The organism is Moraxella porci DSM 25326, from assembly GCF_002014855.1.
GTDB classification, from domain to species: domain Bacteria; phylum Pseudomonadota; class Gammaproteobacteria; order Pseudomonadales; family Moraxellaceae; genus Moraxella; species Moraxella porci.
The window spans coordinates 51800-70500 of record NZ_MUYV01000006.1 but is presented as its reverse complement, the minus strand read 5'-3'; the positions used below and the strand labels follow the sequence as shown (position 1 = coordinate 70500).

Annotated in this window: 21 protein-coding genes; 10 read left to right on the top strand and 11 right to left on the bottom strand. The window is 48.8% G+C overall.

Annotated features, from left to right (window positions below; genetic code table 11):
• The first annotated feature begins 52 nt into the window (after positions 1 to 52).
• The 4 genes from B0681_RS05795 (at position 53) to B0681_RS05780 (ending at position 4084) form a co-directional block, all read left to right on the top strand.
• Positions 53 to 232 (top strand): hypothetical protein, encoded by a 180-nt coding sequence (locus B0681_RS05795; protein ID WP_078317806.1) that lies wholly within the window; start codon positions 53 to 55, stop codon positions 230 to 232.
• Between the two features lie 59 nt (positions 233 to 291).
• Complete coding sequence (locus B0681_RS05790; RefSeq protein ID WP_078317805.1) at positions 292 to 672, top strand: RidA family protein; 381 nt, start codon at positions 292 to 294, stop codon at positions 670 to 672.
• Positions 673 to 832: 160 nt separating this feature from the next.
• Entirely contained in the window at positions 833 to 1738 is a 906-nt protein-coding gene (locus tag B0681_RS05785) for a Dyp-type peroxidase (RefSeq protein ID WP_078317804.1), read from the top strand.
• A gap of 45 nt (positions 1739 to 1783) precedes the next feature.
• The gene (locus tag B0681_RS05780; protein ID WP_078317803.1) at positions 1784 to 4084 is read left to right on the top strand and encodes a primosomal protein N'; all 2301 of its coding nucleotides are present in this window, start codon (positions 1784 to 1786) and stop codon (positions 4082 to 4084) included.
• A gap of 68 nt (positions 4085 to 4152) precedes the next feature.
• Here B0681_RS05780 and B0681_RS05775 read toward each other — a convergent pair whose 3' ends face one another.
• Together B0681_RS05775 and B0681_RS05770 are read right to left on the bottom strand one after the other, a co-directional pair.
• Positions 4153 to 4884 (bottom strand): TraX family protein, encoded by a 732-nt coding sequence (locus B0681_RS05775; RefSeq protein WP_078317895.1) that lies wholly within the window; start codon positions 4882 to 4884, stop codon positions 4153 to 4155.
• A gap of 5 nt (positions 4885 to 4889) precedes the next feature.
• Complete coding sequence (locus B0681_RS05770) at positions 4890 to 5831, bottom strand: DUF2628 domain-containing protein (RefSeq protein ID WP_078317802.1); 942 nt, start codon at positions 5829 to 5831, stop codon at positions 4890 to 4892.
• A gap of 184 nt (positions 5832 to 6015) precedes the next feature.
• Between B0681_RS05770 and trmB the strand changes: the two genes are divergently transcribed.
• Positions 6016 to 6819 carry a tRNA (guanosine(46)-N7)-methyltransferase TrmB gene (gene trmB / locus B0681_RS05765; RefSeq protein ID WP_078317801.1) on the top strand — a complete coding sequence of 268 codons (804 nt, stop codon included), beginning with the start codon at positions 6016 to 6018 and terminating at the stop codon, positions 6817 to 6819.
• A 69-nt stretch (positions 6820 to 6888) separates the two neighbouring features.
• Here the strand turns inward: trmB and ribF are convergent, their stop codons facing one another.
• Together ribF and B0681_RS05755 are read right to left on the bottom strand one after the other, a co-directional pair.
• The gene (gene ribF / locus B0681_RS05760) at positions 6889 to 7863 is read right to left on the bottom strand and encodes a bifunctional riboflavin kinase/FAD synthetase (RefSeq protein WP_078317800.1); all 975 of its coding nucleotides are present in this window, start codon (positions 7861 to 7863) and stop codon (positions 6889 to 6891) included.
• Between the two features lie 8 nt (positions 7864 to 7871).
• Positions 7872 to 8549: a UPF0149 family protein gene (locus B0681_RS05755; RefSeq protein ID WP_078317799.1), complete on the bottom strand. Its 678-nt coding sequence runs from the start codon at positions 8547 to 8549 to the stop codon at positions 7872 to 7874.
• 221 nt (positions 8550 to 8770) lie between these two features.
• Between B0681_RS05755 and B0681_RS05750 the strand changes: the two genes are divergently transcribed.
• Together B0681_RS05750 and B0681_RS05745 are read left to right on the top strand one after the other, a co-directional pair.
• Complete coding sequence (locus B0681_RS05750; protein WP_078317798.1) at positions 8771 to 9130, top strand: hypothetical protein; 360 nt, start codon at positions 8771 to 8773, stop codon at positions 9128 to 9130.
• A gap of 67 nt (positions 9131 to 9197) precedes the next feature.
• Positions 9198 to 9554: a cell division protein ZapA gene (locus tag B0681_RS05745; RefSeq protein ID WP_078317797.1), complete on the top strand. Its 357-nt coding sequence runs from the start codon at positions 9198 to 9200 to the stop codon at positions 9552 to 9554.
• 99 nt (positions 9555 to 9653) lie between these two features.
• On the opposite strand, the gene B0681_RS05740 is transcribed toward B0681_RS05745, so the two are convergent.
• Positions 9654 to 9941 (bottom strand): hypothetical protein, encoded by a 288-nt coding sequence (locus B0681_RS05740; protein WP_078317796.1) that lies wholly within the window; start codon positions 9939 to 9941, stop codon positions 9654 to 9656.
• Between the two features lie 227 nt (positions 9942 to 10168).
• On the opposite strand from B0681_RS05740, the gene B0681_RS05735 reads away from it, so the two are divergent.
• Entirely contained in the window at positions 10169 to 11857 is a 1689-nt protein-coding gene (locus tag B0681_RS05735; protein WP_078317795.1) for an NAD+ synthase, read from the top strand.
• 112 nt (positions 11858 to 11969) lie between these two features.
• Here the strand turns inward: B0681_RS05735 and B0681_RS05730 are convergent, their stop codons facing one another.
• From B0681_RS05730 to B0681_RS05720, 3 genes are all read right to left on the bottom strand, one after another.
• Positions 11970 to 12518, bottom strand: coding sequence for a hypothetical protein (locus B0681_RS05730; RefSeq protein ID WP_143821225.1), 549 nt, complete (start codon positions 12516 to 12518; stop codon positions 11970 to 11972).
• A gap of 81 nt (positions 12519 to 12599) precedes the next feature.
• On the bottom strand, positions 12600 to 13826 hold the full coding sequence (locus B0681_RS05725; RefSeq protein ID WP_078317793.1) for an NnrS family protein: 1227 nt from the start codon (positions 13824 to 13826) through the stop codon (positions 12600 to 12602).
• 111 nt (positions 13827 to 13937) lie between these two features.
• The gene (locus tag B0681_RS05720) at positions 13938 to 14624 is read right to left on the bottom strand and encodes a YggS family pyridoxal phosphate-dependent enzyme (RefSeq protein WP_078317792.1); all 687 of its coding nucleotides are present in this window, start codon (positions 14622 to 14624) and stop codon (positions 13938 to 13940) included.
• 183 nt (positions 14625 to 14807) lie between these two features.
• Here B0681_RS05720 and B0681_RS05715 point away from each other — a divergent pair, with 183 nt between their 5' ends.
• Complete coding sequence (locus tag B0681_RS05715) at positions 14808 to 15860, top strand: type IV pilus twitching motility protein PilT (RefSeq protein WP_078317791.1); 1053 nt, start codon at positions 14808 to 14810, stop codon at positions 15858 to 15860.
• A gap of 90 nt (positions 15861 to 15950) precedes the next feature.
• Here B0681_RS05715 and fur read toward each other — a convergent pair whose 3' ends face one another.
• Positions 15951 to 16385, bottom strand: a complete 435-nt coding sequence (gene fur / locus B0681_RS05710; RefSeq protein ID WP_078317790.1) for a ferric iron uptake transcriptional regulator — start codon at positions 16383 to 16385, stop codon at positions 15951 to 15953.
• 307 nt (positions 16386 to 16692) lie between these two features.
• On the opposite strand from fur, the gene B0681_RS05705 reads away from it, so the two are divergent.
• On the top strand, positions 16693 to 17067 hold the full coding sequence (locus B0681_RS05705; protein WP_078317789.1) for an outer membrane protein assembly factor BamE: 375 nt from the start codon (positions 16693 to 16695) through the stop codon (positions 17065 to 17067).
• A 96-nt stretch (positions 17068 to 17163) separates the two neighbouring features.
• On the opposite strand, the gene B0681_RS05700 is transcribed toward B0681_RS05705, so the two are convergent.
• A complete protein-coding gene (locus B0681_RS05700; RefSeq protein ID WP_078317894.1) occupies positions 17164 to 17796 on the bottom strand; it encodes a DedA family protein in 633 nt (210 codons plus the stop codon).
• Positions 17797 to 17934: 138 nt separating this feature from the next.
• Complete coding sequence (locus tag B0681_RS05695) at positions 17935 to 18639, bottom strand: WG repeat-containing protein (RefSeq protein WP_143821224.1); 705 nt, start codon at positions 18637 to 18639, stop codon at positions 17935 to 17937.
• Positions 18640 to 18701: the final 62 nt, after the last annotated feature.

Here is an 18701-nt window from a genome sequence, read left to right as displayed (position 1 = left end):
TTGCCTATTTGTTTTATTATAAGTGGCATCACTCACAAAAGGAGCTTTGATTATGTGCTGTAAAATTGATCTAAATAGCCAAAAAGACGCTGCGCATTTTCTGGGCAAAGTCGAACCGAACATTCTGCCAAAAACTGCCGACAATGTCGCCCCTGCCAATACCATTTATACGGGTGAGGCGATGAGCTTGTTTGATAAGCTGTGCGCTTATTTTCGCACCAAGCAGGCGTAACGCGCGCTGATGGGGTTTTGGCATTACTAATAAATTAACTGATCTAAAAGAGTTATAAAATGAGCAAACAAGTCATTCATACCGATAATGCCCCTGCCGCAGTCGGTACTTATTCACAGGCCATCAAAGTCGGTAACACTGTCTATATCTCAGGTCAGCTGGGTCTAGATCCTGCGACAATGGAGCTTAAAGAAGGCTTTGACGCTCAAGCTCGCCAAGCATTTGATAATTTGGAGGCCATCGCTAAAGCCGCGGGTGGTAGCCTAAATGACACGGTCAAATTCAATGTCTCATTGACGGATTTGGCGGATTTTGCACTACTAAACACGGTCTTTGAAGAGCGTCTAAGCGCCCCTTATCCTGCCCGCGCCGCTGTACAGGTCGCTGCCCTGCCAAAAGGTGGTGTGGTTGAGATTGAGGCGATTTTGCAGTTGGCATAACAAAGCCGCCAGATCGATGACAAGCTCTTAATTAAGCCCTTAATGCGTTATGCTCTAAGGGCTTATCCGCTTTTTGGATCGCCAAAAATTTGTTATAATAACCAATTTAGTCTAATTTTCAAACTGACTTTAACACACCTTGATTTTACTAGGATAACACATGACAGCCACACCACAGTCCGCCATCATTCCAGATCATTGCCGCGCTGGTATTTTTATGGAAGCTGATTTTTGTACTAATGACACCCAAGCCATCGCCGCTGCTTGCCGTGATGCGCTCACTGCCTTGGGTCAATTACAGACCAAATTCCCTGGAGAATCTTTGGGTCTGACCATCGGCTTTGGGGCAGATGCGTGGGCGAGATTTGCCAAAGACCGTGAGGGCAGTCAAATCAAGCCATTTCGTCCGCTTGGTGGTGGACTTGCCCCTGCCACACAGCATGATCTGCTATTTCATATCCAGTCAATGCGCCATGACATTAATTTTAGCCTAGCCAAAGAGCTGGTGGCGATTTTTGATGGCATCGCCACGATCAAGACTGAGACGCATGGCTTTCGCTGGGTGGATAATCGCGGGCTTGAGGGCTTCGTCGATGGCACCGAAAATCCCCAAGGCGACAATGTGTCAGCAGTCGCCGCCATCGCCGATGGTATGGATGCTGGTGGCAGCTATGTGATGCTACAAAAATACCGCCATGATCTTAAAAAGTGGGACGCGCTTGATATTCGTGATCAAGAAAACTGCGTCGGTCGCTCCAAAGATGACAATATCGAGTTTGATAAAGCCAAACGCCTAGCCGATTCGCATCTGGGTCGCACAAACCTAAAAGAAGATGGCAAAACACTGGAAGTCGTCCGTCGCAGCCTGCCTTTTGGCACTGTCACTGGCGAGCATGGCCTGATGTACATTGCTTATGCAGCGCGCCTATGGAATATCGAGGCGCAGCTGTTATCGATGTTTGGCGAAACTGATGGCAAAATCGATCTGCTGCTCAAGCATGTCAGTACCGCCGTGTCTGGTGCGTATTATTATGCGCCATCCGTTGAGCGTCTGTCGGCACTCTAAGCCGCTCATCTGCCTGCCATCTGTTACCCATCATAGGGAAATATCATGCCCCACTTGCACCATGACAGCTTAGCCCAAGTCGCTTTGGCGGTGCCTGTGGGGGATTTTTTTGATTATCTTTGCCCAAGACATCTGCCCCTGCCACAGGTGGGGATGCGAGTGCTTGTGCCTTTTGGTCGTCGTCTGCTCATCGGCATCGTGGTCGGGCTGATTGACCGCACTGATAGTCAAGTGCCAATAGCCAAGCTAAAGCCGATTGAGCAAATCCTTGATGGCGCGCCCATCATTGATGATGAGCTGGTACGACTTGCCAAGTGGCTATCGCACTACTATCATCATCCGCTTGGTGATGTGTATAGCGTGATGCTACCGACACTCATCAACCAAGGCAAAGCTATCACACAGCCGATCCGCCATTATCGAGCCGTCCTATCTGATGGTGCATCAACCGCTACGGCTGATGACATCATCGCACGCCTGCCAAAGACCGCCAAGAAACAGCGAGCGATATTGCAGACACTCACAGAGTATCCTGATGGCATCAGTCAGACAACTCTGATGAGTCTTGGCGCGACTCGGCAGGTACTGACGACACTACAGGATAAGGGGCTGATTGAGCCGTTTGATACTCTACCACAGCCACCAATGCCCAGTCCTGCGACACTCAAGCACCCTGCGCTCACGCTCAATGACGAGCAGGCACAGGCACTCGATACCATCACCGATGCCTGTGATGGCGGTCAGTATCAGGCATTTTTGCTCGATGGCGTGACAGGCTCGGGCAAAACCGAAGTCTATCTACAAGCGATGGCACATACGCTCGCACAGGGTAAACAAGTGCTGATACTCGTGCCTGAGATTGGGCTGACACCGCAGACTCGTGCGCGATTTGGCGATCGCTTCGATGCCAATATCTGCGTACTACACTCCAATCTCGCCGATGGCGAGCGACTCATCGGCTGGCATGACTGCCAAACTGGCGTGGCTCAGATTATCATCGGTACTCGCTCAAGCGTGCTGTATCCCTTTGATCATCTTGGTCTGATCATTATCGATGAAGCGCATGACACATCGTATAAACAGCAAGACCATCTACGCTATCACGCCTGTGATGTAGCGATGGTACGAGCGATGTTTGCCAAGATTGTGGTGGTGCTTGGGACGGCAACACCAAGCCTTGAGCAGATGAAGCTTGTCCAAGATGGTAAATTGCACCGTCTAATGCTCACTCGCCGTGCAGGGGATGCCAAAGCGGTGAGATATCAGCTTGTCGATATGCGGCTGGGCACACAGCACACCATGCACACCGATGGCAAAAGCAGTGACAGCACGCTCTCCCCTGTGACGGTGCGTGAGATACGAGCACGACTGGATAAGGGTGAGCAAGTGCTGGTATTTCTCAATCGTCGTGGCTATGCACCGATACTCATCTGCTCTGCCTGTGGTCATCAGGCAGACTGCCCAAACTGCGATGCGCACTTGACCGTGCACAAAAATAACTTACAGCCGATGTACAGCACCCTACGCTGTCATCACTGTGGCTATATCACACCAATGCCAAGTCACTGCCCTGACTGCCATAGTGCCAATCTCGACAGCGTCGGCACAGGTACGACTCGGCTGGTCGAGCATCTGCACGCCCTATTTGCCAATCCACAGGTGAGCCAAACGGTATATCCTATCTTGCAAATCGATCGTGACACCATGCGTAAAAAAGACGCATGGGATGTCATCACCAGACAAATCAACACAGGCGCACCTGCGATACTTGTTGGCACTCAGATGATTGCCAAGGGGCATCACTTCCCCAATGTCACACTGGTGGTGATTGCCAATGCTGATTTGGGGTTTTTATCGCCTGATTTTCGCTCGCCTGAGCATACCGCACAGCGGATCATTCAGGTGGCGGGTCGTGCAGGTCGTGCCGAAAAATCAGGGCTGGTGCTGATACAGACACTGCAGCCAGACAGCCCTCTACTCAGCTCGCTCATGCGTGATGGTTATCATGCCTTTGCCCAAAAGCTACTCACCGAACGCCAAATGCTTGGCTTGCCACCATTTAGCCATGCCGTACTGATTCGTGCCGAGAGCAGTCATTATGCGCGAGCCAAAGATGCCATCGCACAGGCAAGACAGCTTATCCCTGCCAATCACCCCTTTGCCATCAATGTCGCCGATGCGCCGATGACCAAGAAAAACAACCGCTATCAGGTGCAGATGCTCATTCTTGCCAAGCACAGACCAAGCTTGCACAGTTTTTTGGATACTTGGTGGGGGCAAGTGCAGGCACTACCAAGTACCAAGGCGGTAAGGATGAGCATTGATGTCGATCCGATGGGCTGGTGAGTGTATTTTTGGTTTAAGCATTGGGCAAACCACCCAAGAATTTGGAGGGTCAATTAATTAATAAATAATCAAACGCCAAGCGCCCACACCACCACCGCAATCACTGCCAAATGCGCAGGATAAAAGCCATAAAAGAAATATCGACCACCAAGCCATAAGGGTATCGCTCGCCCCTGTACGCCGTGTTGTAAAGCAATCAGCGGCACCGCCAACAACCATCCAAAATGCATCACGCCCAGCCCCACCGTGGCATTAATACCATAAATCAGTATATAGGCAATGGGCAGGCTAAGCACATACACCATCAGCATCTGCGCTTTGTGCAGTCGCAAGCGATCAAATATCATCGCCCACAGTACCATCGCCATGCCATATTCGCTAAGATCTGCCACCAAGCATAAGCCAATCACAGCCATCACTTTGGTCGCCATCGGCCACTTTTGTCGCCACACCATTAACACCGCCAAACTGACAGTCAGCGTAAATAGCACATTGCCCCACATGACATCACTGATGGCATCTACCGTACCAATTTGGTACTGAAACCACATAAACACAGGCTGTGACATCACAGCAAAGCCAAATAGCCGCCCAAGATAACGCCCTGCATTTTGAGTGCTTGCGATACCCATTGCCAAAAAATACGCCATCATCGGTGCGACCAGACGCCCGATGGTATGCATCAGCTCGCCAGTGATGCTGTAGGTGTCCACCCACGCCCATGCCACATGGTCAATCACCATCGCCACAAGCGTGATGAGCTTTAGCTGATAAGTCGTCATCGCATTTTCTTTGATCATCGCGGCTAGTCCAAACAATGCTTTGGTGATTGTTTTTTGGATAAAGACGACTGGCATCGCCACAGTACAGTGCCGTCACTAGTTTTGTCATGATAAATCGTCAGCGTCCGCCCATTTAGATAGCGAATCGGATAATACGCCCCTGTAATCCTTGCCACCACCGCACAGTCAGTGCGTATGCCAGCTGGTGCCTTAGTGATGTGAATCTCGGCTCGATGCGTGCTACTTGTGACTTGACGATCGGTCGGACACTGCCCTGTACTTGCCATCACCACATCGACCTGTTTGGCGATGGCACTGGCTTCGGTATAGACTTCATGCAGGACTTGTTGCTCTTGGTGCTTGGCATACATCGGCACAAACACCGTCGCAATCACCGACAACAAAATCCCAAAAATCACAAACGCCACCGACAGGCCCACCAAACTCACTCCGCCTTCGTACTGTAGATGCGCCCGCTGCGCTTCGTCATCATCAGGGTACAGCTCTAGTGCATCAGCGATCTCACGCCGAGCCATGCGATAATAATACGCATCCGCCCATCTCGCCACCATGCCCGCCCAAAATAGCCATACCCCAAGCCCAATCCCCACACGAGCCATCACCTGCCAAGCATCAGGCAAATGCCCAATCAGCACAAACTCACTCACCGCCAAGATGATGGCAATATTCACCTTGATAAATGACCAACCCGCGACACAATACACCACACAGTCCAAGTAGCGCTTGCGATACAAAAGCCACCCAAAAGTCATAAAAAACGCCGCCCAATGCCAACGCGCGTGTAGCTTGCCCACCCGATCAAATTCATCAAATCGCTTCAAATAATACGCCTGCGAGCGATGACCGATAAACCACTGATCAAGCTTGCGACGCTTGGCAGCACTGATGGTCGCCTGATAAAATGGCGGTGGCGTGGAATCTTCTAAAAACGGTAAACGAAACATAACTTGGCTTAACTTAATTTGGCTTGGATTGGATTGGCAAATTTGGCAAAAAAATAAAAATCAGAACAGACGAACGCTAAACAGCAACAGCCGATTGCATCGCAGACAAGTTTGTCCGCTTGTTCAAAATCACAAAACACATTATAATGACGGCTATTTTTAAGCTAACATTTTACGCCCTTTTATGACAAATTCAACCACCCAAGCAGACAGCCCTGTCATCGATACCGACGAAATCAGCACACGACTTGCCAAGCTTGCACAGACACCTGAGCAGTTTCGCAAAATCAATACCTTTATGAAACGCCGTACCCACATGAGCCAGCAAGTCGAGCAAGTGCTGGTGGGTGGCAGTCTTGGGCATATTTATGTCAATAGCACAGGCGAGCTTGGTAAGCTTGGCGATGTCAGCCACATCACTGATTTGCGTGCGTTATTCGCCGATACGCCAAATGGCAGTGATGCACCGCTTACCCTTGAGATCGGCTTTGGGATGGGTGATAGCCTGCTTGAGATGGCAAAAAACGCCCCACAGACCAACTTCATCGGCATCGAAGTGCATGAGCCGGGCATCGGCCGCCTAGCACTACTGGCGGATGAGATGGGCTTAACTAACCTAAAAGTCATCAACGGTGATGCCATCGCCCTACTGGATAATCTGCCTGATAATCATCTTGATACCGTGCAATTATATTTCCCCGATCCATGGCAAAAAAAGCGTCATTATAAACGCCGCTTCGTCACCCATGACCGCATGGAAAAAGTCGTGCGCGTGCTGAGTACAGGTGGCAAATTCCATGCAGCGACCGATTGGGAGCATTATGCTTTTTGGATGCTAGAAGTGCTTGACACCATGCCAACCTTGACCAATCCGCATGGCGTAGGGAATTTTGCACCTCGTCCTGACTATCGCCCATTGACCAAATTTGAACAGCGCGGCATCACCCATGGTCATGGCGTGTGGGATTTGATTTATATCAAGGCATAATGCGCCTAGGATCGCCGATTCACCCCAGTAAAAAAGCCAAGTATCACAGCTTGGCTTTTTGATGAGTTGTTAGATCATCTGGCCATCTCGCCAATCCAGCAGCGCCTGCACATCCTGTTCGATGCCTGATTTTAAAGCTGCCAGACTGTCATAATGACGCTCGCTATGTAAAAAATGCCGAAAAATCACCTGCAGGGTCACGCCATACAGATCCCCTGAAAATTCAGGCAAATGCACCTCTAGCCGCCAATCTTTGCCATTGACACTCGGACGCAGGCCAATACTTGCCGCCCCAAATAAACTGCCAGCACTCAGACCTGCCACGCCGCCTGTACCCAACGCTTGCCAGTCGATCTTTTGGCCATCTCGATATGCGATGACATCAGCAGCCAGCACACCATGCAAGGCAGGCTTTTGGCGCGATAGAGCGACATTGGCGGTGGGAAAATCAAGCGTGCGGCCGATTTTATCGCCATGCAGCACCTCGCCCGTGATGGCGTAGTCTCGACCAAGTAGCACTTTGGCGCGATCCAGATCACCGTCTGCCAAAGCCTTGCGCACCAGTGATGAGCTGATGCGCACGCCTGCAGCGACAACACTGTGCAGATTATCCACTGACAAGCCCGACTGCAACAAAAACGCTTGATCCCCTGTTCGATCATGGCCAAAGCGAAAATCATCGCCCAGCACCAGATGGCGGACGGTTAAATTGTTTAATAATTGAACAAAATCCTGTGCTGATAATGAACGAAACGCCTCATCAAAGCTTGCCACCAATAGATAATCAATGCCAAGCTTGGCGATCTGCGCGGCTTTTTCTGGCAGGCTAGTTAGCCTTGGCGGTGGGTTTTGTGGGCTAAAAAACTCTCTAGGCTGCGGCTCGAACACCATCACCGCCGAAGCCAAAGACATGCTGCTGGCATCATCAATCAGTGCCGATAGCAGCGCCTGATGCCCCAAATGCACGCCATCGTAGTTGCCGATCGTCAGTGCCAGCGGTGGCAGTGTGGGCAGCGCATGAATGTCTAATGATATGATTTGCATGGCCAGACTTATTGTTTCTTTGCCATCGCATCGACGACAGGCACGCTAAGCTTGGCTGCCGCGATCTCTTGCGCTGTTTTGGCATCGGGTGCCAGACCCTTGATCTCTTGCGCTGTTTTGGCATCGGGTGCCAGACCCTTAAGCAGCGCCAGATCCTTGACATGCTTACGCGATCTGGTCGCCAAGCTGACAGGCACCATCCGCGCAAACTCAAATAGCTGCAGCCACATTTCCTCGCCACCCTCCAAGCTTTCTTCATCATCTAGGCGAATCGCGGCGATCTCCATCAGCGTGCGCATCAGCTCATTTTCTTCAGCAGTTAAGCCAATCTGCGTCACACCCACGCCTGTGATGTAGCCGCCCGCCCAATCTTTGAGCGCAAGGACGCGTTCATACAGCTCATGCTCATCATCTGGCACCAGCGGCTCATAGCCATAAGCATCGTCTTTGTCTTTGAGCGCGAAACTGACATCCTCAGCATATTCAGTTAACAGTTCAAGCGCCGCCTCATTCGGCAGCTCAAAGCTCAGCTCTTCAAGAATCTGCGCCCAGCCATCGACATCGGTGGCGTGACACGCCGTCATGATGCCTGTCATGATCCCATGCAGTTCACTGATGGAGACATCCGTCCAATCGCTGAACACTGCTGTCCAATCATCCCAACCCGATAAATGATCCGTCGCCATATTTTGCCTTTTTAACCGTTTAAAAACCTGCTATTATACCACACATCCATTCTAAGATGCCAAGTCAAGATGCCAAGCGCAATCGATGGCTTGCCATCAAATGTTGTTGGCTTAGGACAAGTTTGCCAAATTTATAAATTTTTTACAAAAATTTTGACAACAGACCCAAAAGCCATGTTAAGATAAGATTAGCTAAATTTTATTTGACTTCAGGATATTTTATGTTAGCGCAATTACAAGCCCTAGAGCAGACCATCATCGCCATGAAAAAACAGTACGCGGTGACGGCCACCGAACTTGCCAACCTCAAGCAGCGCGTCGCCAATGACGACAGCCCAAAACAAATCAATGCCCTGCAAACCAAGCTAAATCAAGCGCTACTAGACATTGAGACTTACCACGATCGCATCGACAGCATGCAGCAGACCCAAGTCGCGCTAGAGCAGCAAGTTGAGGATCTATACCAACAAAACCAAACGCTCATTTCCCAAAATCAGGACCTAAAAGACAAAAATGCCTTGGCCATTTCACGCGCTGAAGTGATCCGCGACTGGCTGTCAAAGATCGATCGCCCAAATTGATGCCATCGTCTTTTGCGCCTAACTCAGCGCATCGCGTTTTATTCATTCAGATTATCAAGGAAATCCCATGAGCCAAGAAACCACCCAAGATCAAACCGTGCAAGCATCTGCGATCATCGCCAAAGAAGAATTTCGTCCCATCGATATCAGCATCGCAGGTACGCCGCATCGCATCGTCTGCCCTGTCGATGAAATCAAAAACCTAGAGCAAGGCGCTGAATTCATCAACCAAAAAATCCGTGATCTGCGCCGTGACATCAAGCACAAGACACCAAGCAATGAAGAGTTTTTGGTGTTGGTTTGCTTAGATTTGTACGACCAAGTGCAGGCATTGAGCAGACATAATGAAGCCCATGAGTCAGAAAAGAAACAGATCGCTGCCATGATCGATAAGATCAATAACCAAGCACGCTCTATGCTGTGATGGCTTGCTGCTGCTTAAGCTAAGCTTGATCAGATCCGCTTTGGACATAAAAGCAGGTTGATGGCCTGCTTTTTTTGATGGATGAAAGTTAGCCAAATATTACGATCGCTTTTGCTCATCATCGACTGGCAAGGCCTCTTCAGGATGCGCCGATGCGTAGCTTGCCAGATGCTCATCATTACAAAAAAATCTCTCATTGCTTTGATTTTCGTGGAACAACAAACCGCGATAGGTGGCAAGCTCGTGACCACAGTGATGGCAGCGGCGCATGGTGGTATCATCCTCTGGCTTTGGATAAAAGGCTTTGGGCGGCTTTGGGTACATGAATTTAAAAAACAACCACATCACCACAGCGATGATTAAGATATTTAAAATAAAAGCAAACATAACAAGCCCTTAGACTGAACAAATTCTTACAAACTCAGCATTACTATACCACAAAATCAAGCACTTTATGCTATACTAATATCGGGTTTGTCTGATTTATCAAACCGTGCTTTTGGCAGCTTTTGCCAAACAATTTTTTTATGCTGCGCGACGACAAGATGTCACTGCCAAATGATTATAAAACACCGAGCATGATGCAGCGGTGTTCTACTTAAAAGGATACAACAATGCCAAAAACCAAAACTGACGCCACAGGCGCCGAAACCAGTTTTCACACCGTCAATGGCATCGCAAATAAGATCACTTTTGCGATGATTCAAACCAATTTTTGGGTGGGTGATATTGCAGGCAATGTCAAAAAAATGCATGCACTTGCCATCGATGCCAAAAATCGCGGTGCTGATATTGTGATTTTTCCAGAACTTGCTTTGGTCGGTTATCCGCCTGAAGATCTGCTGTTGCGCCCCACCTTGGGCGAGCGCGTACGCACTGCGATGGCGAAGCTTGCTGAGATTGAGGGCATCGTCATCATCTTGGGTTATCCACACATCGACCATCACGGCACTTTTAACTCAGCAGCCATCCTCCAAGGCGGCAGCCAAAAAGGCTTTTATCATAAGCAGGTTTTGCCAAATTATGGCATCTTCGATGAGCGTCGCTATTTCCAAAAAGGTCGCAATCAGGTGTTGTTCGATTATAAAGGTGCAACCATCGGCCTTTTGATTTGTGAAGACATTTGGCACGACGCGCCCATCAAAGCACTAAAAGATGAAGGCGCTGATCTGGTGGTGGTCATCAACGCCTCACCGTTTGAGATCGGCAAGCAAGCCGCGCGCAAGGCACTTTTGGCCAAACAATCCGCCACGCATGCACTGCCGATCATATATGTCAATACCGTCGGCGCCCAAGATGACATCGTCTTTGATGGCGGCTCATTGGTGATGCAAGCCGATGGCAGCGTGGCACACGAAGGCTCCCGCTTTTTAAATCAGCTGATGATCGCGCAGTTTGACATCCAAAGCAAATCCTTTGACACCCAAACCAAAGCACCTTTGGTATTGTCCGAAGAATCAGAAATGTATCAAGCGCTGGTGGTGGGGCTTAGAGACTATGTCAATCGCTCAGGCTTTAAGGGTGTGATCGTCGGCTTGTCTGGCGGCATCGACAGTGCACTGACACTGTGCATTGCCGTCGATGCTCTGGGCTCAGATCGCGTCTATGCAGTGATGATGCCTTATGAATACACCTCTAAGATTAGCCTTGAGGATGCCGAGGCTCAAGCAGCCCGCCTGAATGTGTCTTATACCGTTTGCCCGATTTTCGATGCAGTGGCAGGCCTGCGCTCGGCATTGGCGCCATTGTTTGCCAACAGCGAACCTGACACCACCGAAGAGAACCTACAAGCCCGTGCGCGCGGCACCATCTTGATGGCGCTGTCCAATAAATTTGGCCACATGGTCATCTCAACCGGCAACAAATCTGAAAATGCCGTCGGCTATGCCACCTTGTACGGCGATATGGTGGGTGGCTTTGATGTGCTAAAAGATGTCTATAAAACCGATGTCTATCGCCTAGCCAATTACCGCAACCGCTTAGAGGACAATCCTGTCATCCCTGAGCGTGTCATCACGCGCGCGCCATCAGCTGAGCTACGCCCTGACCAAAAGGATCAAGACAGCCTAGGCGATTACGAGGCTTTGGATAATATCCTGCGCATGTACATCGATGAGGATCTGGGCTATAAGGCGATCTGCGCGGCAGGTTTTGACCCTGAGACGGTCGAGAAAGTACTGGGCATGGTCGATCGCGCCGAGTATAAGCGTCGTCAGGGCGCCATCGGCACCAAGATCACCAAAAAATCCTTTGGCCGCGAACGCCGCTATCCACTGGTGAATGGCTGGTCGATCAAAGGCTGATCAGCAAGCCCCAAAGCCCGCTCAATGCCATATTGGGCGGGCTTTATAGACTGATGATAATTTACTTAAGACATCGGATCTTAATGATTTAGAGTCTATCTTGGCAGCTCATTTAGCCGACATTTACAATATGGCAATACAGCAAAAACTCCCCATCTGAGTTCCAATCAAGCGTTGTGGTATCCCAATCATCCTGTTTTTTATTCAGCGTTCTGGTTAATTTTTTGATTTGATCATTTGACAAGTGTCCAAAATTAAATTCAGAATACCAAGTAAAACCATTCCTATCAGCAAAAGCGTAACTTTTGATGGGGATGTTCAGATAGGTTGCATTTTTTAGTGGAATGATGATTTTTTCGTCGCTGCTTAATTCATAGCCTATTGATTCCCAGTTCTCTGGTAACAGCTGCGTGTAAGCAGGCAGCATATCGAGTCGATATGGCAAAGGCACCTGTGGATAACGCCCTTTTGCTGCACTTTTTTTGAATCCTGACACTGTCCGATCTACGGACGCACTGGCGATAATGGCTTTTTCAGCTTGAGTTGATCCTTCGAAACAAAAACCCTTACCAAACCAGCCATCAATGATTGGTGACCAATCAGCTGCATTGGCAGTTTGCACCGCCATCAATAAAGACGTGCTTAATAATAATCGTTTCATAAATACTCAGGTCAATTATTAAAATTCAAAAGATCTATTTTTCATAATATTACACAGATTCGAATCATTCTGCAACTCATCCTACCCCATCAGCCCATCGACTCTCGGCTGCATCAGCATCCGCCCAAAGCCTATCACAAATAACACAAAGCTCATCATCCACAGTAGCTGCGAGTAGCCAAGTACTTGTAGATAATCATCCATCAGCATCGGAAAACACACACGCGCCAGCACACATAGGATCATCAGCCCAAACATCAGCGTCGTCAGCCTTGGCGGTGCATGGATGTTGCGCCCCGTATGTCCAAGACTCACCCGAGCCATCATCGCCACCGTCGTCATCCCGATGGCAGTCAGCGCCAGTGCATGCACGCCCAGACTTAGGCTGTATGTTGTCCACGGCAGCCACGCCAAGAGCATCAGTGACACCACCAAACCCCAAAATGATAAATACAGCGACCATAAGAGCGGCTTTTGCCAAATGCCTCGATGATGCCAGCCAATCAGCCGCCACGCATTGACCCCTGCGCACACGAGCGCACTCACCGCCAAAAGCAGAGGTTGCGGCAGCATCACACCGATCGCCACACCGACAAAACTGATGAGACTTAGCCGATCTCGCCACACGGCATTGGGCAGTGACAGCTGCTCGCCTGTTGGCTTGCCATCACGATCAACCATCACGCCTTTTTCGATAAAAAACGGTAACACACGCCGCCCAATCGTCAACACCACGCCGACAATCACAAATAAAGCGATATACAGCGACACACTCATCCACGCCTGATGATGGCTTATCATACCAACGCCAAAGCCAAGCTGACACACCAAAAGCAGCATAAGCTTAGCGATGATGCCTGATTGGCGCTTTTGGCGAGCCAGCCACACCGCACGCGTCACCACAAAAGTCGTCACTGCCCAAAACTGCACATCAAAAAGCCAAGCCGCCACCAGCCCCGTATCGGCGCCCATGACACCAGCTCCAAACCACAGCACTCGAGCGATCAACCAAGGCATAAAAATACCCAACAATCGCCAGCCCACAGGCATTGGCACGCCTGTCCACGCCTTGACCGCAGTCAATAAAAATCCAGCGATCACCGCGCAGCCATAGCCAAACAGCATCTCATGCCCATGCCAAAAGATGGGGTTTAGTGCCGCCAAAAACTGCACTCCTCCAGTGAGCAACAGATGCCACACCCCCATCGTGATGACGGCAAAGAGCGCCGCCCCCAAGAAAAATAGCCGAAAACCCAGATTCAGCACTGGATGTGGGGATTTTTGGGGTTTGGCGATATTGATTAGCATCGGCACTCTCACTGGCTCAAAAGATGACTTGACTCAGCTTGCTATTATAAACATATATTTAGAATATATCTATTAAAATTTATATGCCATCAAATCATCTTGATGCAGTCGTTATGCGTACTCTCGCGCCCCAAAAATCGCCGTTCCCACACGCACCATGGTTGAGCCATTTGCCACAGCCTCCGCCATATCCCCACTCATGCCCATGCTAAGACTGTCCCACTGTGGCAGCTTGAACCGCTCAGCCATCTCATCAAACAACGCTTTGGTGCGCACAAAGGCATCACCACCTGCCTTATCAGGAATCACCATCAGCCCACGCAAGCACAGATTTTCATAGCCCATCATCGAGCTGATCAGTGATGGCAGCTCATCAGGCAAGCAGCCAGATTTACTGTCTTCATCATCGATATTCACCTGAATCAGCACATTTAAAGGCGCAAGCCCTGCTCGCTGCTCATTAAGGCGCTTGGCGATGACCTCGCGCTCGATGGTATGCACCCAATCAAAATATTTGGCGATGTCTCGGGTCTTGTTGCGCTGAATGCTGCCGATATAATGCCAAGTGATCGGCAGATCTTTGAGCTCATCGATCTTATCCAATGCTTCTTGCAGGTAATTTTCACCAAAATCCTGCTGACCTGCCTCGTACAGCGCTCGGATCATCGTCGCAGGTTTGGTTTTTGATACCGCCAAAAGGCCGGCAGGTGATTGGCGATTGGCTGCTTGATTGGCGGCATCTAATGCTTGTAGGACTTGTTGATAATTGATTAGCAGCTTAGATTTATCCCAATGCATACACACCTCGAAATTTTGCTTGGCTTGATTGATTAAATAAAACCATGTGTCAACTCGTCATCGTCTATGATGACGCACATCCATCAACATTGTAGCATAATTTGTGATGGCACTTGTGAAATCAGACGGGTTTTGCTTTAATAACCTAACAAATAACAAGATCAATCATAAGGAACATTGCCTATGAATACCCCAACTTTAGGTGATCTATTGGCTTTTGCCCATGCCAAAGGCGCCTCTGATCTACATCTCTCAGCCCAAAAGCCTGTGATGCTGCGTATCGATGGCGAGCTGTCAGTACTGGATATGCCAGTGATGACAGATGCACAGATCCGCGCGATGCTCTCATCGATCATGTCAAAGGTGGATTTTGAGCAGTGGCAGAATAAACTTGAGCATGATTTTGTCATCAGTACGAAGAGCAGTGGTCGCTTTCGGGTAAATGCGTTTTTTCAAGCGCAAGGAGCGGCTGCGGTGTTTCGCCTCATCGCCGATCAGGTGCCAAGGTTAACCACACTCATCGATGATGAGTTTGTGCGCCAAAGCCTGATCGAGATCACCAAACTTAGATCTGGCTTGGTGCTGGTGACAGGCGCGACAGGATCGGGCAAATCAACAACGCTTGCCAGCCTCATCGATCACATCAATCAAAGCCAAAAATCACACATTTTAACCATCGAAGATCCCATCGAGTTTGAGCATCGCTGTCAGCTGTCACTCATCAATCAGCGTCAAGTCGGCAGCTCGACGATGGGTTTTGGCCAAGCGCTACGCTCAGCACTGCGTGAAGATCCTGATGTGATTTTGGTGGGCGAGCTGCGCGATCTTGAGACCATACGCCTCGCACTCACCGCTGCCGAGACAGGCCATCTGGTGTTAGCGACGCTGCACACCGTCAGCGCGGCCAAAAGCATCGATCGCATCGTCGATGTCTTTGATGGTCACGAAAAACAGCTGATCCGCACCTTACTTGCCGATTCGCTCGCCGCCGTCATCGCCCAAAGGCTGCTGCCTGCTGTCGGTGGCGGGCGCGTTGCTGCTTTTGAGATCCTAAAAAACACGCCAGCTGTGGCCAATTTAATCCGCGAAAACAAACTCTCACAGCTGCCCTCGATCATCCAAATGGGCGCAAGCCAAGGCATGATCAGTCTGGATCAACATCTAAGCAAGCTGATCCATCAAGCCAAGATCACAAGCCAAACGGCCAATGCGCACGCCGATCATCTGCGCTTTTAGCCACAAAAAACCCAGCAAAACGCTGGGTTTGGAGACAAAGGTGACTACTGATCAGATGATGCATGCCATCAATTTTTGGGATGGCTTGAATTACTCGCCCAATGACTTTTGGCAATCTGGGCTGTCACAGACACCATACAGCACCAGAGAATGCCCCGACAGCTTAAAATTATGCGCTTCTGCGACCTTAAACTGCTCTTCTTCGATCAAGGCATTGTGAAACTCGACGATCTTACCGCACACATCGCACACCAGATGGTCATGATGCTCATCTTGGACGATCTCAAACACCGATAGGTTATTCTCAAAATTATGACGCTCAACGATGCCTGCCTGCTCAAACTGTGTCAGCACGCGATACACCGTCGCCAAGCCCACATCTTCGCCCTGATCCGCCAAGGCACGGTACACATCCTCCGCGCTCATGTGATGATTCTCGGCGCTTTCCAAAAGCTCCAAAATCTTGATGCGCGGCAGCGTCACTTTCAATCCCGCCTTGCGCAAATCTTTGTTGGTAAATGCCATATCACAACCCCAAAATCAACTAAATAACCAAATTCATTAAAGTCTAAAAACGCGCAACGAGCGCACATTCATCAATGATGATCCATGCAGGATAATTTACCATAAAATCCGACATCTTGCACCTGATAATCACACAACCACCACACAAATCAGCCATCGATGATAATCACAATGCTTTGGCGGCAATGATGGCCGAAAAATCCCACCAAAAACCAAAAGATGCTTGCATAATCGCCGACCTTTGTTTAATATGGTGGCATCCATCAGATCATCAGCCCTTAAATTGAAACAAAAAATTGGAAATACAATGAAAAAGCCAACTTTATCCCTGCTGACTTTGGGCATGGCTGCTGTGCTGACTTTAAGCGGCTGCAGCGCATTTCGTGTCTATACCATCGATCTGCCTCAAGGCACGCCACTGACCGCCGCACAGGCTGCCCAAGTGCAAGTCGGCATGAGTGCCAATCAGGTGCTGTATATTTTGGGTTCGCCTGCACTCAAAGACACACTGGCACCGAATCGCTGGGATTATATCTATGATTATACCGCAGGTACCGATGGCAAGCGCAAAGACAAAGCAGACATCAAAAATGCCTCACAGTACCTAAGCATTTACTTTAACAATCAAGGTCAAGTGGTGCGCATCGATGGCCGTGACAGCCTGCCTGCCATACGCCATTGATCTTTTGATCTTTAGGCGTAAAAGCTGCACTTTGGTGCAGCTTTTTTTGGCTAATGACCAAGCGATGACTTTCAATGGCTTGGCGATGCTGATGGCTTAGGCGGTTTTTTTGAGTTTTTGTTTGATGAATGAGAAAATCACAGGCAGCACGCTAAAGCCAATGATGCCAAAGATCACATAGGTGAAGTTGTCTTTGATGACTGGTTGATTGCCAAAAAAGTAACCGAGCAGCACAAATGAGGCGATCCACAAAAAGCCACCGATGACATTGTAGCTTAAAAAATACTTGTAATCCATACTGCCTGCGCCTGCCACGAACGGCGCAAAAGTCCGTGCAAACGGGATAAAGCGCGCAAAGATGATCGTCTTGCCGCCATGCTTGGCAAAGAATTTTTGGGTATTGATCAGGTGCTGTTTGTTGATCCATTTTGAGTCAATGTCAAAGACTTTTGGCCCGATGTACTTACCGATATGGTAGTTGAGCGTATCACCAAGCACCGCCGCCACAAACAAAAGCACGATCAAAAAAGCCGGATTGAGCGCACCTGTAAATGCCGCCAACGCCCCTGCCGCGAACAACAAGCTGTCCCCTGGCAAAAACGGCATCACCACAAACCCCGTCTCCACAAAGATAATCAGAAATAAGATGCCATAAATCCACATCCCATAATCGTGCAAAAACACTGCCAAATGTTGATCAATATTTAAAATAAAATCAATCATTTGCAAAATAATATCCATAACTGCCAACCAATATCAATCAAGCGTAGATAAACCACCAAAAATAGTGCCTATCCTAGCAGAAAACCGCTCGATTGTAAGTAATTTTTTATTATCAAATTTGATTTGGACAAATTTGTCATTGTTTTAATGGCAGTCTTGCTGCCAATGGCAAACGGTTATTTCGCCTGTTTGTTCATCATAAGAAATGGTTTGCCTATCCATAGCGATCAGCACCGTGCCATCTTTATTATATAATGCCGAATATAAATTATCATTTTCGTCATACTTTATCATGATATATTTTTCAATCGGTGCATTGCCAAATTCATAAATATTCGCCGACTGCATGGCAATAACTTCACGCCCAGTGGTATCAATCAACGCATGGTCAAAAGTATCACCTTTTTTATTGATTGCGATTGCTACACCATTTTTAAAATCATAAATACCATCGTAAGTAGGCTTGAGTATCCATTCTCCTTTGGGATTGATCAAGCCATATTTTGTATCTTGTGATGTTACAATAGACACGCCATCTTTAAAGGGACGAGCAAAGGCAATATCAGGGCTTGGCTCAATCACCTGATTACCAAATTTATCCACAAAGCCGACTTGCCTTTGTGGTGATGTGGTATCAGAAAAGACAAACAATCCTTCTTCGCAGCCTTCAAGAGAAACTACGCCATCGGCAAAGCCCAAATGTGTATTGGCAATTGGATTACCTCCTTCTACCAAGAACTCGCATTGCTGACTGTCATTTGTCATCGCCATCGCAGACATCGACAGTCCCAAACTTACGCACAATAACCACTGTTTCATTTTTCTACCCTTATCATCGTCAATCATCATGGCAATCAGCCAAATTTCATCATAATTTAAGCGATTTTGCAATGATATCTTAGTAAGCCATC